We start from the raw sequence: 14,861 nt of genomic DNA on the forward strand, positions 1-14,861 counted from the left end.
ATTCGAACCCTCGATAGAGCTACAAACTCTATACTCCCTTAGCAGGGGAGCTCCTTCGGCCACTCGGACACCTCTCCGTCTTGTGGGGCGTATAATAAAGATTTCAGAAAATATGTCAAACACTTTTATGCCAAAAATGACTATCTGGTTACAGAACGCACATAAGTCAGCTTTAATTGTATAATTGGTTTGAAAAGTAAACGATTTAAATGTTTTTGTCTTGAGGATTAACGCCCATTAAAGGCACTAAATCATCTTTGAGCTGCGCTAAATATTGCTCTTGGTAACCTAATTGCTGAAACTCAGCAATACAGGCTCGGTAATAAGCTTGTCGCTTTTGCTCTGTGGTGTCAGTTTCTGGCGATTCTTCAACTCGGTTGTCTTTCATATTATATTCTAAGTCCATTTGAGAATTCATATTTAGAGTGCTATTTTAACCCAGCTCAAAATTTTGGCGTATTTTAGCTAAGTTTTTTACATAAATACAACATAATGTTTAAAAAACAGTCATGAAATTACGTTATAGCACTGTTATTAAGGTTATTTAAAACAAGGCTACATTAAATAACCCAATCTGAATTAACTATTAATAAGCACTAATAACTATCTTTAAAATTTAGTTTAGTACTAATTAATTAAAAAGCGAACAATCTTATCCTCTCTTTCGTCTGTTTTTATAAAGCAATTTACTCTCCAACTTTTTCTGCATTGGCGCTTATTTTTATACTCACAAAAAAACGCCGCTAAAATTTAGCGGCGTTTATCACATTTATTTTGTTAAAGCTTAGTCAGCTTGTGGGCGCATATGCGGGAACAAAATAACATCTTTAATGGTTGGTGAATCAGTAAATAACATTACTAAGCGGTCAATACCAATACCTTCACCGGCAGTAGGCGGTAAGCCGTACTCTAGTGCGCGAATGTAGTCTTCATCGTAATGCATTGCTTCATCATCGCCGGCGTCTTTTTCTTCAACTTGGCGAGTAAAGCGCTCTGCTTGATCTTGTGCATCGTTAAGCTCCGAGAAGCCATTTGCAAGCTCACGTCCGCCAACAAAAAACTCAAAGCGGTCGGTAACAAATGGGTTTTCGTCGTTACGGCGCGCAAGTGGCGATACTTCCCACGGGTAGCCTGTAATAAATGTAGGTTGGATAAGCATGTGCTCAGCCGTCTCTTCAAATATTTCACATAAAAACTTACCTGGGCCCCATACACAATTTTCAGGAATTTTAACGTGCACTTGTTTAGCGTACGCTTTTAATTCTTCAAAGTGGTTTTCTGGGTCATTAAATACCGCAGCATCAAACTCAGGGTTATATTTTAAGATAGCATCAGCCATGCTTAGGCGCTCAAACGGTTGGCCAAAGTCGTACTCTACTGAGTCGATAACTTCGCCGTTTTCATCTTTAGTGGTATTAACTACAATTGGGCTACCTAAAACGTTTGTTGCAACTGTACGTAGCATGTCTTCGGTAATGTTCATCAGGTCGATGTAATCAGCGTAGGCTTGGTAAAATTCAATCATAGTGAATTCTGGGTTGTGACGCGTTGATAACCCTTCGTTACGGAAGTTACGGTTAATTTCAAATACGCGGTCAAAACCACCTACTACTAAACGCTTAAGGTAAAGCTCAGGTGCTATACGTAAGTACATGTCTATATCAAGTGCGTTATGGTGAGTCACAAATGGACGCGCAGACGCACCGCCAGGAATAACCTGTAGCATTGGCGTTTCTACTTCCATAAAGTCGCGCTCTGCTAAAAAGCGGCGAATACCTTCAACTACTTGAGAGCGAATGCGGAATGTTTCGCGCGTTGCTTCGTTAGTAATTAAATCAACATAACGTTGACGGTACTTGGTTTCTTGATCTGATAAACCATGAAACTTCTCTGGTAATGGGCGTAGTGACTTAGTAAGTAGTTCGTACTCGGTCATTTCTACGTATAAATCGCCTTTACCTGATTTATTAAGCGCACCTTTAACACCAATAATATCGCCAATATCTAGTTGGCCATATTTTGCTTTTAAGTCTTTTTGCACATCTTTAGATGCGTAAGCTTGTACACGGCCTTTCATGTCTTGAATGGCCATAAAAGGACCACGCTTAGCTAAAATACGGCCAGCAATTGATACAACGTGCTTAAGCTCTACTAATTCTTCTTTACTCTTATCACCAAACTCAGCCTGTAAATCAGCCGTGTAATGTTCACGACGGAACTGATTAGGATGACCGTTGGCTGGGCAATTTTCGCGAATAGCGTCTAATTTGCCGCGACGCTCAGCGATTAACTTATTTTCGTCTTGGATTTGATCAGTCATTTTTTAGCTCTTTTTTAGCTTGGTGGTTATAGGCCAGATTTTAGGCTGGCTTCAATAAATTTGTCTAGGTTGCCGTCAAGTACCGATTGCGTATTACGGTTTTCAACGCCAGTTCGTAAATCTTTAATACGTGCATCGTCAAGTACGTAAGAACGAATTTGACTTCCCCAGCCAATATCCGACTTTGCGTCTTCTTGCGATTGCTTTTCAGCATTTTGCTGCTGAAGTTCAAGCTCAAATAATTTTGCTTTTAACTGCTTCATTGCTTGGGCTTTATTTTTGTGTTGTGAACGCTCGTTTTGACACTGAACAACCGTGTTGGTAGGTACGTGAGTAATACGTACTGCCGATTCGGTGGTATTAACGTGCTGACCACCCGCGCCCGATGCACGGTAAACATCTATACGTAAGTCAGCCGGATTAATATCAATTTCAATATTGTCATCTACTTCTGGGTAAACAAACGCAGAGGCAAACGAGGTATGACGACGACCACTTGAATCAAATGGGCTTTTACGTACTAAACGGTGTACGCCTGTTTCTGTGCGCAGCCAACCATATGCGTATTCGCCTACAAAGCGCACTGTTGCACCTTTAATACCGGCTACATCGCCATCGGTTGCTTCTACTAGCTCAACTTTAAAGCCTTTAGCTTCGCCCCAGCGTAAATACATGCGTAATAACATGTTACACCAGTCTTGTGCTTCAGTACCGCCAGACCCAGACTGTAAATCAAGGTAAGCATCGTTTGCATCGTGAGAGCCCGAAAACATACGGCGAAACTCTAAACCCTCAAGCTGTTTATTTAAGCCTTCAAGTTCAGTTTGCGCTTCAACAAACGTGTCTTCGTCTTCTGCTTCTACTGCAAGCTCTAATAAACCTTCTACGTCGTCAGCACCTGCAACTAAGTTGTCGATTGTTTCAACAACCGCTTCTAAGGCTGATTTTTCACGACCAAGTGCTTGTGCGCGCTCAGGTTCATTCCATACGGCTGAATCTTCAAGTTCGGCGTTTACTTCTTCTAGGCGCTCTTGTTTGTGAGCGTAGTCAAAGGTACCCCCGAAGCAGTTCAGTACGTTCGCGAATTTCCTTGATTTGATTAATCACAGGATTCACTTCAAACATGTACATTACTCCAAAATGGCTAGATTATTGCGCGCTAAAATTAGCACTAAACGCAATAAATTATCGTCAAATGATAAAAACGCCCGATTTTAACAAAAAACCGCGCGCTTTATTAGCCTTTTATGCATGCATTGTGCATATTTTTTAATGCACTTTTTCAAGCTCGCGAACAATTAATTGCAGGCTAAACTTGCCTCTAAATTCGTTTATGTCGAGCTGATAAGCCACTTTGACATAACGGGCCTCGGTGTCGGGCCATGCTTTTACATCTATTCCAAATGCAATAGCGTCAACTAAGCGTCCAGATTGATGTTTAAGCACCAGCTTTAAGTGCTTTTCGCCTACTATACGCTGCTGAATAACTTCAAAGGTGTGCTCAAATACCGGCTCTGAGAATTGCTGCCCCCATGGGCCTGATTGCTTTAATAGCTGAGCAAAGTCCATTGTAAAGCACTCGTTTGGCAGCTCGCCATCGGTAAACACAATGCAGCGTTTACTTTCTTCGCTTAACTGCGCGCTTACAGCTGCATTAAACGCGTTTTTAAAGTCATTAAAATTTTGCTCATCAATACTTAGTCCTGCCGCCATGGCGTGGCCGCCAAATTTATTAATTAAGTGCGGGTCGGCGGTATTTAGCCCTTCGAGTAAATCGCGCATGTGCAGCCCTTCAATAGAGCGGCACGAGCCTTTTATTTCACCGTTTTCGCCACCGGCAAAAATAACGGTTGGGCGGTGGTATTTTTCTTTTAAGCGACCCGCCAAAATACCAATAACACCTTGGTGCCAATCTTCTTGGTATAAACAAATGGCATCGGGAATGTTGTCGTCACTAAACGCGAGCCTATCAAGCACAGCTTGCGCCTCGGCTTGCATGCCCTGCTCTATTTCGCGCCGTGCATGGTTTAAGCTATCTAACTCGCTGGCAATACGCCTTGCTTGGTTTATATCGGTACTTAATAAGCACGCTATACCCAAACTCATGTCATCTAGTCGCCCTGCGGCGTTTAAACGCGGGGCCAACGAAAAACCAAAATCACTGGCGCTTAAACGCGCTGCATTACGATTAGCCACTTCAATAAGCGCAGTAATACCTGGGCGTGTTTTACCGCTGCGAATACGCGCCAGCCCTTGATGTACTAAAGTGCGGTTATTTGCATCAAGCGCAACTACATCGGCCACGGTGCCTAGGGCAACTATATCAAGCAAGTCGGCTAAATTTGGCATTGCATGGCGTTCAAAATAACCTTGCTCTCGTAACGTGCTTCTAAGGGCTATAAGCAAGTAAAAGGCTACGCCGACACCCGCAATTGATTTTGAAGGAAAACGGCAATCATGGCGATTTGGGTTAACAATTGCATCGGCATTAGGGAGCTGCTCCCCTTGCAAGTGGTGATCAGTAACCAGTACTTTAATGCCCACTTTTTTTAGTATGTCTATGCCTGCAATACATGAAATACCGTTATCTACCGTAATGACCAGCTCTGGTTTTATATCAACAATTTGCTCAGCAAGCGCAGGGCTTAAACCATAGCCTAAGCTAAACCTGTCCGGTACAAGGTAGTCTAAGTTATTAAAGCCAAACATTGCCAAGCCTTGCATTAAGGTAGCTGTACTGGTTGCGCCATCGGCATCGAAGTCGCCAACAATTAAAATGCGGCTTTGCGCATTCAGCGCATCAATTAATAGCTCGGTGGCTTTGTCGATGTCTTTAAACAGTTTAAAGTCGATTAGCGTGGCTGCACTATTATTTAGCTCGTGTGCATTTTGCACGTTACGCGTGGCATAAATTTGCTTAATAACAGGGTGCAGATCGCTTGGCAGGTAAGAATCGTCTACATTTTCGCGCGCAATGATCAGTTTTTTCATGCTGGTTTTTAACTTATGGTGTTCATAATAAAAAGACAAAAAAAGGCCATAAAGGCCTTTTTAAAACAATTCGCTTAATTAAGTGATCTATTTTGAGGCTGGAAGAACGTGTTGATAGCTAGGCAATAAATTCGCTATTTAGTTGTTCTCGGCAATTTCTCCTGCATTGCTCTATCTTCTGCATCCATGCAGTCGTAAATAAGCATTTTTTAACGCCTGTAGCAGCATGTTTAGCCCCGCAAAATGATTAAATATTATCGCGGATTGGTATTAAACAGTTACTCAGATTTTTAATTAACCTGCTTTGTTCGCCTCAAGCGCTGCACTTAATGCCGCGGCTGGCTGGTAGCCTGGGATCATTGTACCGTCTTCTAAAATAATGGCTGGCGTGCCGCTAATACCAAAGCTTTGGCCTAACTGGTAATGCTCAGCTACTGGTGCGCTACAACCGGCAACTACTTTAGTGTCTTCGCCTGATTTAGCTTCTGTTAGTGCTTCTTGTTGGTCGCGTGCACACCATACATTCATTAAATCGGCGTAGCCCGAACCTTGCAGTCCACCACGCGGAAACGCTAAATAACGAACAGTAATGCCTGCATCAAGCAAGTCGTCTAGTTCGCGGTGTAATTTACGACAATAGCCACAACTAATATCGGTAAATACCGTAATTTGGTGTTTTTCGTTAGGCGCTTTATAAACAATCATTGAATCTTGGTATTCTTTAATACCTTCAACACGGACACCATTTAACGCTTGCTCGGTTAAGTTGCTGCGGTTGTTTAAATCAATTAGCGTGCCTTGCATTAAAAACTGGCCGTCTGGGCTGGCGTAAAGTACACCTTTATTTGTAATAAGCTCTTTTAAACCGGCAACAGGGCTTGGGTTTATTTGCTTAACTGTTACACCTAACGTGGCAAATTTAGTAACAATAGGATCATTAGCATCTGGCGTTGTGGCTACGCCATTTGCAAATGCACTAATACTTGTGCACAACATTGCACCTGCTAACATTAATTTTTTCATAATTTTCTCTATCTAATAATACGTACTAAATTGACCGCTAAGCTGATATTAAATTTCATATTACGCGCGCGGATGATGCTCTGAGTGTACCGATTTTAATCGCTCATTGGCAACATGGGTATAAATTTGTGTAGTCGATAAGTCGCTGTGCCCTAACATCATCTGCACCACTCTTAAGTCGGCACCATGATTAAGTAAATGTGTTGCAAAGGCATGACGCAATGTATGCGGCGATAAATCTGACTCAATAGACGCCAAAATAGCATAGTGTTTAATACGATGCCAAAAGGTTTGTCGGGTCATACCTACACCGCGTTTTGAAGGAAACACAAAATCGGTGGCGTGTTTTATCATTTGTGCACGCCCCCCTTTTAAAAACTGCTCAAGCCAGTACATGGCTTCTTCGCCTAAGGGTACTAAGCGCTCTTTGTTGCCTTTACCTTTTACAAACACAACCGACTGGCGCAAGTTAATTTGCTCCATACGCAGCCCTACAAGCTCGGTTACACGCAAGCCCGTAGCATAAAGTAGCTCTAGCATGGCTTTATCGCGCAGCCCCATTGGCTCTTCAATATTTGGCGCACTTAATAATGCCTCTACTTCGGCTTCTGAGAGCGTTTTAGGTAACGATTGACCCGCTTTTGATTGCGCAATGTTTTCAAGCGGTGAGCTTGCGATATGTTTTTCACGTACAAAATACTGATAAAACCGCTTTAAAGCACTTATGCTGCGTGCCGTGCTACGTGGTTTTAACCCTAAATCTACGCGATACGCTAGGTAGCTTTCTATATCTAAGCTGGTTACCGTCATTAAGCTTTCGCCTTTTAAAAACTGACAAAACTTATCTAGGTCACTGCGATACGCGCTAAGGGTGTTTTCGCTTACACCTTGCTCTAAGTACAAGCTATCTAAAAAGGTTTCTAAAAAGTCGCTGTTGCTGTTTAGCTCGGTATTTGGTTCAGGTAAATCGTCAGGTAGCGTTGTCACGTTGTGATCTCATGTTGGTAATACCCACGGTAGAAGGTATCAATTAAAAATACCTTACGGTAAACTGCGCCCTATCATAACAGGCAATTACACAGTGATAAATACGATGCAGATTGGTTTATTTTTTGGCTCTACTACATGCTACACAGAGATGGCAGCAGAAAAAATTCGCGACCTTGTTGGCGCCGATGTAGTGACCTTACACAATATTAAAGACGAACCACTTAAAAATGCAGAGCAGTACGACTTTATCATCTTTGGTATTTCAACATGGGATTTTGGAGAAATACAAGAAGACTGGGAGTCTAAGTGGGACGACATTAAAGATGTAAACCTAAATGGTAAAACCATTGCTTTATTTGGCATGGGCGACCAACAAGGTTACGGACAATGGTTTCAAGACGCCCTTGGTATGCTTCACGATGAAATAAATACCCAGTCGTTTACGCAACTTGGTTTTTGGCCAAACGATGAAAACTACGAGTTTGAAGCGTCAAAAGCACTTACCCCCGATGGCAAACACTTTGTTGGCCTAGCGCTTGATGAAGACAGCCAATACGAGCTAAGCGATGAGCGCATAGCCAGCTGGGTTGAACAAATAATGACAGAGTATAGCGAAACGCTATAACGAGTTTGGCCTAAACCATGTTTAGGCCAACGCATTACAAATAACTAAGTTTTTTAGCGCACTTTTTTTCACGTATTCTTGCTTGCCTTTGCAATAGCCAATTAGGCGCAAAGGTATTAATAATACATGCCAGTACAATAAGCGCTGAGCCTATTACTTGCGATAAACTTAATGCTGTATCGTAAAAAATTAGCTGAAATAACAACGCAAATAATAAGTTAGAATAAATAAGCGGCGCTAGCTGCGAGTTAGAACTGGCTAATCGGTACGCCTTTCCTCTAAAAAACTGCGTTGCAGCAGTCGAAAAACCAATTAATGCCACCATCAGTAATAAACTGTAATTACTTATATCGATTGCAAAACCTTGGTAAAAGCGCTCACCTTCGCTGGTAAACATTAATACTGGCACCATAAAAATGGCAGCCAGTGTAAAACTCCAACCGTTAATAACCATCATCGGAAGCTTAATTTTACTGGCTCTAAACAAGGTGATTTGCGAGCAGGCATTAAAAATACCAGCCCCTAAACCAATTAATAAGCTCCAGCGCCATTGTATGCCGTCGCTATGAATATTTTGAATAATCACACCCGCAAACATCAGCGCCATTGTAGGTAGCAATAACCAATTTAATTTAGTTTTAAAAAGCACCCGTTCTATTAGCGGTATAAATAACGGCCCAGTGCTAAATAAAATAACCGCTTCCACCAGCGTTAAAGTATTTAGCGCCACTAAAAAGCAGTTTTGGCACAGCACTATAAAAATTGCGCGAATAGCAAAGGTTCGCCATGCTGATTTATTAGGTAGCTGCCATTTAATACCTGCCGCCAATGCCAGCATAATAATCGCGGGTAAAAACACCCGTAAAAAAACCACTTCGCTGGTGCTAAAGTAATCGGTAAGTAACTTGGCTATAAAGCTATTTAACGCCAAGGTAAATGTAGAGAGCAGCATAAACACACTAGCACGAGAATTTAACGTCACCGCAGTTATCCTTTGAATAAAAAATGAATGTAAAAAGCAAAATTAAAGGCTTAATTTTTTTAATCTATTTATTATTTTTCAAAAAATTGGCATTGGCTTTTATGGCGCTAATTTTACGTGTACTTTATAAATTTAAAAGCGAATAATATTTAACTAACCTGTAAGTAAAACTTAACTGTTAATAAATAACCTATGATCAAATCAGCGCCGTTAAAATCTCTCTATACGTTTATAGCTGTTGCCGAAACTGGCAGCATGGTGCTCGCAGCTGAGCAGCTAAGTATTAGTCACTCGGCGGTAAGTCAGTCTATTAAAGCGTTAGAGTTACAACTTAATACACCGCTTTTTAATCGCATTGGTCGCCGCGTTGAGCTCAACCCTGTGGGTGAGCGCTATTACAAACGCATAGCCCCAGCCATGGCTGAAATTTTAGCAGCCAGCCAAGAGGCAAGTAACACAGCGAATGAGCCAACTTATTTAACACTCAATATGGTTAACTCGCTAGCTCTGCACTGGTGGATCCCTAGGGTGGCTGATTTTCAGCGCATTTCGCCAAACAGTGACATTCGTATTTCTAACTTGGTGGGAGAATTTGATTTAGAGCGCGAAGGGATTGATGCAGCGATTATTCATGGCCAGCCCGATAAGTGGCAAAAATATCACTGTGAAAAACTAGCCGACGATCAGTTAATTTTAGTCTGTAACCCACAGCTTTTAGTTGGCTTAAATAAAGATGAGTTAACCGCGCAAAATTTGCTGCAGCGTTTTAAAGCAATCTACGTTACCAACCCACGTAGGCAAAACGATTGGCAAACGTGGTGCGAGGCTAATAATTTAGCGCAGCCTAAGCAGCATAATAACTTAACCTTTAATATTTCAGTGCAAGCAACGCAAGCCGCGATGCGCCAGCTTGGCGTTTTGGTCACCCACAAACAGTTTGTACGCGACGATATAAAGCACGGCATGCTCACGCAAATTGGCCAAAGCATTGTTAATCCGCATCAGCAGTTTTATTTTGCAACGAGCCACGCCATGCTTAATCACCCACAGGTAAGCGCATTACGAGCGTGGCTTAAACGCGAGTTTTTAAAAACAGCAAACGAGTAGTGCTACTCCACACGTTGCCAATATTGGTTACGGTAAAAAAAGCCTATATAGCCACGTACTTCTAATGTTTTACCGTCGTTTTGTGGTGTTAGTTGCACGGTATAGGTTTTACCATTTGTAGGGTCAAGTATTTCACCATCGCCCCACACGCCATCATCTTCTGGCTTTACATCAGTGATTATGGTCATCCCTAAAATAGGCTGATTTTTTAATGCCCCATCACACTCTTTACAAATACCGGTTTGTTTAGCTGGGTCTAAAATAGCCTCAACTTTACCACAGAGCACCTTATCGTTTTGAGTAATGCGTACGTACGATTTAGCCTCGTTGGTGTCTTCATCTATGGTTTTCCAAAGCCCAACAGGTGTCATGTTTGCAAGCGCACCTTGGCTTATAAATAAAGCCGCAGCGAGTGTAGTTAGTAACGGAAGTTTGTTTAACTTTTTCATTGTGTTGCCTAAATTAAAAATGGCGAATAAAACGATAATACCAGCTGATTAATAAACGCACCATGACATTAAACTGCTATTTAGGTACATATAAAAGTAAAAAACCAAGTGCGCGTTAACCCACTTGGTTTTTAAATTGGCTGATAGTTTTTTAACGTACGCGTTTTAAAGTACGTATTTAAAAGTCACGTACCTCTACACTTGAGCGGTTAAATTCAAACATATTAATTTTGCCACACTGTGCCATATGGTTAGTACTTGTATAGGGGGTATTTGCTTGGCTTATATCGCCTTCCCACTCTTGGCCATTTTTTATAAATGCTTTTAATTCAAACCATCCGTTAACAGCTTTACTGCAATCCATATCAACATCAAGCATCCAATAGTGTTCGCCCCATATATTAAGGGGTGTAACACCAAAGCCATCTACTGCTACCGATTTTTGGGCGCCATATTCACTTGGCCAAACATTTGTAGTCCAATCCATGGCAGTACCTTGCGCTTCACTGCTTTGGCCTTGTTCAATTCCATACCAATCTAGGTAGTTATCGTTTGCTTTCCAAGGTGTTGTGGTGTTGTTTTTTAGATTGTTATGGCGAATTGCCATAGCACATTCAACATTTGTTGTTTGGCAGTTTCTAGCAAGGTTTATATTTGCATAGGTGTGGTCTATACCACCGCGTACAAACATGTCTTGTCCACTTTGTGTTTGAGCATTAATAAAAATAACGGTTCTTTGCCAGTCGCTATTATTAGGCACTGTTCCTTGAGTTAATTTAGCATTTTTATGAATTGCTATTGCACCCCATGGCGCTACATTTAAATTTATGGTGCCGTTGCTATTAACTGTTATTACTTCACCGCTACAGCTAGTAGCATTACCCAAAAGCTCGCCTTTTAACACATTGCAGTACTGTCCAGGCGCCATATCTGTTTGAATTGTTGCATTAAGCGTTGAGTCTTCTTTATTAATTGCCATATGACCTGAGCTACCACGTCCAAATGCAATCTGGTTATGGGTGTTATCCCACCAATTTGTTACTACCCAGTTGTCGGCTGTGTTATTTCTAAAATCGACACCACCCGCGATATAAGACCAGCGATGCTCGCACTTCCAGTTACTTGCAAAACATTCTAAATTACCATTATTGTGCACCGGTACACTTGGCCCACCCGCATCTGTATCGCCGTGAAAATCATAACTCGACATTACTTTTGGATACCCATACGGATACGCCAACATAAATACGTTAGCTAGGTCGTATAAACGGCCATCTTCAAAGGTAATTACATTACCCGCACCACCATGGCCGCGCTGATTGTCGTGGTTATCTACAAATACCACAGCTGATGAACTTGGCATAAAGCCCCAGCCTTCACCAAAATTACTTAACCATGCGAGCGAGCCATTTCTAAAGGTATTACCAAGCTGCGTACTGTATTTAAACTCGGTAACTAGCCCTGTACTTAAATACTCTGAGGCTGCAACCGCTTCAGTACCTTGATCTATCACCTCATGAAACACCACTGGCGAGCCATTTATTTTTGCCATTAAACTTTGAATATCACTTGCAGCAACATGCTTAGCAGCATCAAACCTAAAACCTTTAACACCCATAGCTTGAAGGTCATTAATATATGCCGCTAATGTATTTTGCACATAATTTGAAGAAGTGTTTAAATCGGCCAGTCCTACTAGCTCACAGTTTTGCACGCGATAACGGTTATTACCGTAATCTTCTGGGTTAATAGAGCAACTTTCGTGAAAATCTTGTGGGCTATAAATAGGGTATTGTTTATTACCAAAAGTGTTACCAGCAGTGCCCGTACCACTGCCGGCTGCCATATGGTTTATTAAAGTATCAACATATATATCAACGCCTGCGGTGTTACAGCGATTAACCATATCTATAAATTGCGAACGGTTACCGCCTCGGCTTTGTAGTTGGTAGCTCACAGGTTGATAGCGAGTCCACCATTGGCTACCTGTAATATGCTCGTTAGGCGGAGACACCTGTACCGCAGCATACCCTTTTGGTCCTAAAAACTGCTCACATTCTTGGGCTACATCTTGCCAATTCCATTCAAATAAATGCACAAATGTTGTAGGCGCAGCCGATACTAAACTTGGTAAGGTTAAACCTAAGCTAAAACCTGCAGTGGTGATCATTTTATTCAGTTTCATAGAGTGTGTTTCCAGTGTTGGGCGAGTTAAACAACATACTCGACGTTATTTACAAGTGATTAACACTAGTTTGAGAGTTGCTCAAATAAAAACTGAATACGTATGCATAATGGGTAAACTATCCTTTATTACTAGATAATTACCTGCCTAAAAAATTACATTTTCAAGTAAAACGCTTTACATAACGCAATATAATCATCGCTGTAGCGGTTGTTTTCATCTTTTATGCATAGGGAGGTAAGCTCAGGCAAAGTGTTTACTAAGCTAAAGCGCATCAAACTGCGGCTAAATGCTTTACTTGGTGTGGTTTTTACTTGGCAATGCGCGTTTAAATAAAGCCCGTTTTGTTTTGCCAGTTCAATGAATAAGCCCGCCTCCGTGGTGGGTAAAATCACGTTAAAGCACGATTGCTCATGACTTAAACGCATATAGGCAAGTATTAGTTCGTCAAAACTTAAACCATCGGTATGGCGTGCGGTGTTACGGGCATCGCTTAGCCCTTTTAAACTGCGGTTAAAATAAGGGGGGTTAGAAATCACGACATCAAATGGCGCCGCCTGTTTAAACGCTTGTATAGTAGTGTGCTTTACTGTGATATTTGGCCACGGGCTAGAGGCTATATTTTGCTGCGCTTGCTTGTAAGCAGCTTCATCAATTTCAACAGCGGTTATGCTAAATGCTGGTTGACGCTGTTTACACATAAGCGCAAGTAAACCGGTACCTGTGCCTATATCGAGTAATGTGTTGGCACCTTTTAAATACGCCCATGCGCCAAGTAAAATGCCATCGGTTGAGACCTTCATAGCACAGCTATCGTGCTCAACCTTAAATTGTTTAAATGTAAACCCTGACATTTTTTCACCTTTTCATTCACCAACTGGCGTATAGCGCGTATAATTGCAGGTAATTGTCCCTTATTTTAGACACTCTATGCAATTTTCTGAATTTGATCTTGATACTAAACTACTCAACGCCATTGATAAAATGGGCTACGAGACACCAACCAGCATTCAACAACAAGCTATTCCTGAAGCGCTGCAAGGTCGCGATATTTTAGCATCAGCACCTACTGGCACAGGTAAAACGGCGGCATTTTTAATTCCGGCTATTCAATACTTAATGGATTTTCCGCGTCGCGACCCAGGTTTTGCACGTGTGTTAATAATGACCCCAACCCGTGAACTGGCTTATCAAATTCATGAGCAGTGTGAACTGCTTGCTAAAGGCACTCACCTTAAAATTGGTGTAGTAACAGGTGGTATAAACTACGGCACCCATAAAGAAATTTTTGAAAACAATAACGATATTTTAATCGCCACACCAGGGCGTTTAATGGAATACCTTGAAACCGAAAATTTCCATGCTGAAAACGTAGAAATGCTTATTCTTGATGAAGCCGACCGCATGTTAGACATGGGCTTTAGAAAAGAAATGCTGCGCATATGTGACGAAGCTAAAAACCGTCGTCAGTGCTTTTTATTCTCTGCAACGTTAGAAGGCGATAGCGTTGAGTTATTTGCTGAGCGTATTTTAAACGACCCAGCTTTACTTGAAGCTGAATCGTCACGCAAAGAAAAAGCAAAAATTCATCAATGGGTTCACCTTGCTGATGACTACCACCACAAGCTTGAGCTGTTGGTTAATACCCTAAACGGCCCAGATGTAAGTAAAGCCATTGTGTTTGTAAAAACCCGTGAGCGCCTAGAAACGCTAATTGGTGAGCTAACTAACAATGGCGTAAAAGCCGCGTGGCTGCGTGGCGAAATGCCGCAAGATAAGCGCATGAAAGCGATGGAAAATTTTCACAGTGGCAAAACGCGCATATTAATAGCAACCGATGTTGCGGCCCGCGGTATTGATGTTTCTGACATTAGCCACGTAATTAATTTTGATATGCCGCGCACTGCCGATGTCTATGTGCACCGTATAGGCCGTACTGGCCGTGCAGGTAAAAAAGGGATTGCTATATCATTAGTTGAAGCGCACGACATTGGCATTTTATACAAGGTTGAGCGATACACAGAGCAAAAGCTTAAGCGCCGTATAATTAAAGGGCTTGAGCCACAGCATAAAGAAGCTAAGCCACCCGCTAAAAAGCGTAAAGATCCGGTAAAAATGAAAGCTAAGAAAAAAGCCAAAGCTAAAATTAAAAAGAAATAGCACACCATAAATAAACAAGCCGGCAGTTG

Annotated in this window: 13 protein-coding genes; 3 read left to right on the top strand and 10 right to left on the bottom strand. The window is 41.8% G+C overall.

The features are described from left to right. Positions 1-205: 205 nt before the first annotated feature. The 6 genes from MTF64_RS10275 to xerD all read right to left on the bottom strand — a co-directional run bounded on the left by MTF64_RS10275 (position 206) and on the right by xerD (position 7,321). Positions 206-388, bottom strand: a complete 183-nt coding sequence (locus tag MTF64_RS10275; RefSeq protein WP_024031585.1) for a hypothetical protein — start codon at positions 386-388, stop codon at positions 206-208. A gap of 396 nt (positions 389-784) precedes the next feature. Further along, positions 785-2,320: a lysine--tRNA ligase gene (gene lysS, locus MTF64_RS10280; protein WP_004588007.1), complete on the bottom strand. Its 1,536-nt coding sequence runs from the start codon at positions 2,318-2,320 to the stop codon at positions 785-787. A 26-nt stretch (positions 2,321-2,346) separates the two neighbouring features. After that, positions 2,347-3,445, bottom strand: a protein-coding gene (gene prfB / locus MTF64_RS10285) for a peptide chain release factor 2 (RefSeq protein WP_096041210.1) whose coding sequence is annotated in 2 segments (ribosomal slippage) — positions 2,347-3,369 and positions 3,371-3,445 — 1,098 coding nt in all. Because the reading frame shifts where the segments join, the coding sequence is not laid out codon by codon here. 144 nt (positions 3,446-3,589) lie between these two features. Then, complete coding sequence (gene recJ, locus MTF64_RS10290) at positions 3,590-5,311, bottom strand: single-stranded-DNA-specific exonuclease RecJ (RefSeq protein ID WP_248451287.1); 1,722 nt, start codon at positions 5,309-5,311, stop codon at positions 3,590-3,592. A 294-nt stretch (positions 5,312-5,605) separates the two neighbouring features. Next, positions 5,606-6,334: a bifunctional protein-disulfide isomerase/oxidoreductase DsbC gene (gene dsbC / locus MTF64_RS10295; protein ID WP_004588004.1), complete on the bottom strand. Its 729-nt coding sequence runs from the start codon at positions 6,332-6,334 to the stop codon at positions 5,606-5,608. Positions 6,335-6,394: 60 nt separating this feature from the next. Continuing rightward, positions 6,395-7,321, bottom strand: a complete 927-nt coding sequence (gene xerD, locus MTF64_RS10300; RefSeq protein WP_248451288.1) for a site-specific tyrosine recombinase XerD — start codon at positions 7,319-7,321, stop codon at positions 6,395-6,397. Positions 7,322-7,427: 106 nt separating this feature from the next. Here xerD and fldB point away from each other — a divergent pair, with 106 nt between their 5' ends. Next, the gene (fldB, locus tag MTF64_RS10305) at positions 7,428-7,949 is read left to right on the top strand and encodes a flavodoxin FldB (RefSeq protein WP_248451289.1); all 522 of its coding nucleotides are present in this window, start codon (positions 7,428-7,430) and stop codon (positions 7,947-7,949) included. A gap of 34 nt (positions 7,950-7,983) precedes the next feature. Here fldB and MTF64_RS10310 read toward each other — a convergent pair whose 3' ends face one another. Next, complete coding sequence (locus MTF64_RS10310) at positions 7,984-8,931, bottom strand: DMT family transporter (RefSeq protein WP_248451290.1); 948 nt, start codon at positions 8,929-8,931, stop codon at positions 7,984-7,986. Between the two features lie 192 nt (positions 8,932-9,123). Between MTF64_RS10310 and MTF64_RS10315 the strand changes: the two genes are divergently transcribed. Continuing rightward, positions 9,124-10,038 carry a LysR substrate-binding domain-containing protein gene (locus MTF64_RS10315; RefSeq protein WP_054983746.1) on the top strand — a complete coding sequence of 305 codons (915 nt, stop codon included), beginning with the start codon at positions 9,124-9,126 and terminating at the stop codon, positions 10,036-10,038. Positions 10,039-10,040: 2 nt separating this feature from the next. Here the strand turns inward: MTF64_RS10315 and MTF64_RS10320 are convergent, their stop codons facing one another. The 3 genes from MTF64_RS10320 to MTF64_RS10330 all read right to left on the bottom strand — a co-directional run bounded on the left by MTF64_RS10320 (position 10,041) and on the right by MTF64_RS10330 (position 13,526). After that, positions 10,041-10,487, bottom strand: coding sequence for a DUF2147 domain-containing protein (locus MTF64_RS10320; protein ID WP_248451291.1), 447 nt, complete (start codon positions 10,485-10,487; stop codon positions 10,041-10,043). A 178-nt stretch (positions 10,488-10,665) separates the two neighbouring features. Beyond that, positions 10,666-12,672, bottom strand: a complete 2,007-nt coding sequence (locus tag MTF64_RS10325) for an alpha-amylase family protein (RefSeq protein ID WP_248451292.1) — start codon at positions 12,670-12,672, stop codon at positions 10,666-10,668. A gap of 155 nt (positions 12,673-12,827) precedes the next feature. Continuing rightward, entirely contained in the window at positions 12,828-13,526 is a 699-nt protein-coding gene (locus MTF64_RS10330) for a methyltransferase (protein ID WP_248451293.1), read from the bottom strand. Between the two features lie 76 nt (positions 13,527-13,602). Here MTF64_RS10330 and srmB point away from each other — a divergent pair, with 76 nt between their 5' ends. Next, the gene (srmB, locus tag MTF64_RS10335) at positions 13,603-14,832 is read left to right on the top strand and encodes an ATP-dependent RNA helicase SrmB (protein ID WP_004587997.1); all 1,230 of its coding nucleotides are present in this window, start codon (positions 13,603-13,605) and stop codon (positions 14,830-14,832) included. The last annotated feature ends 29 nt before the right edge of the window (positions 14,833-14,861 follow it).

The sequence above is a fragment of the Pseudoalteromonas sp. 2CM41L genome (genome assembly GCF_023161905.1).
Lineage (GTDB): Bacteria > Pseudomonadota > Gammaproteobacteria > Enterobacterales > Alteromonadaceae > Pseudoalteromonas > Pseudoalteromonas atlantica.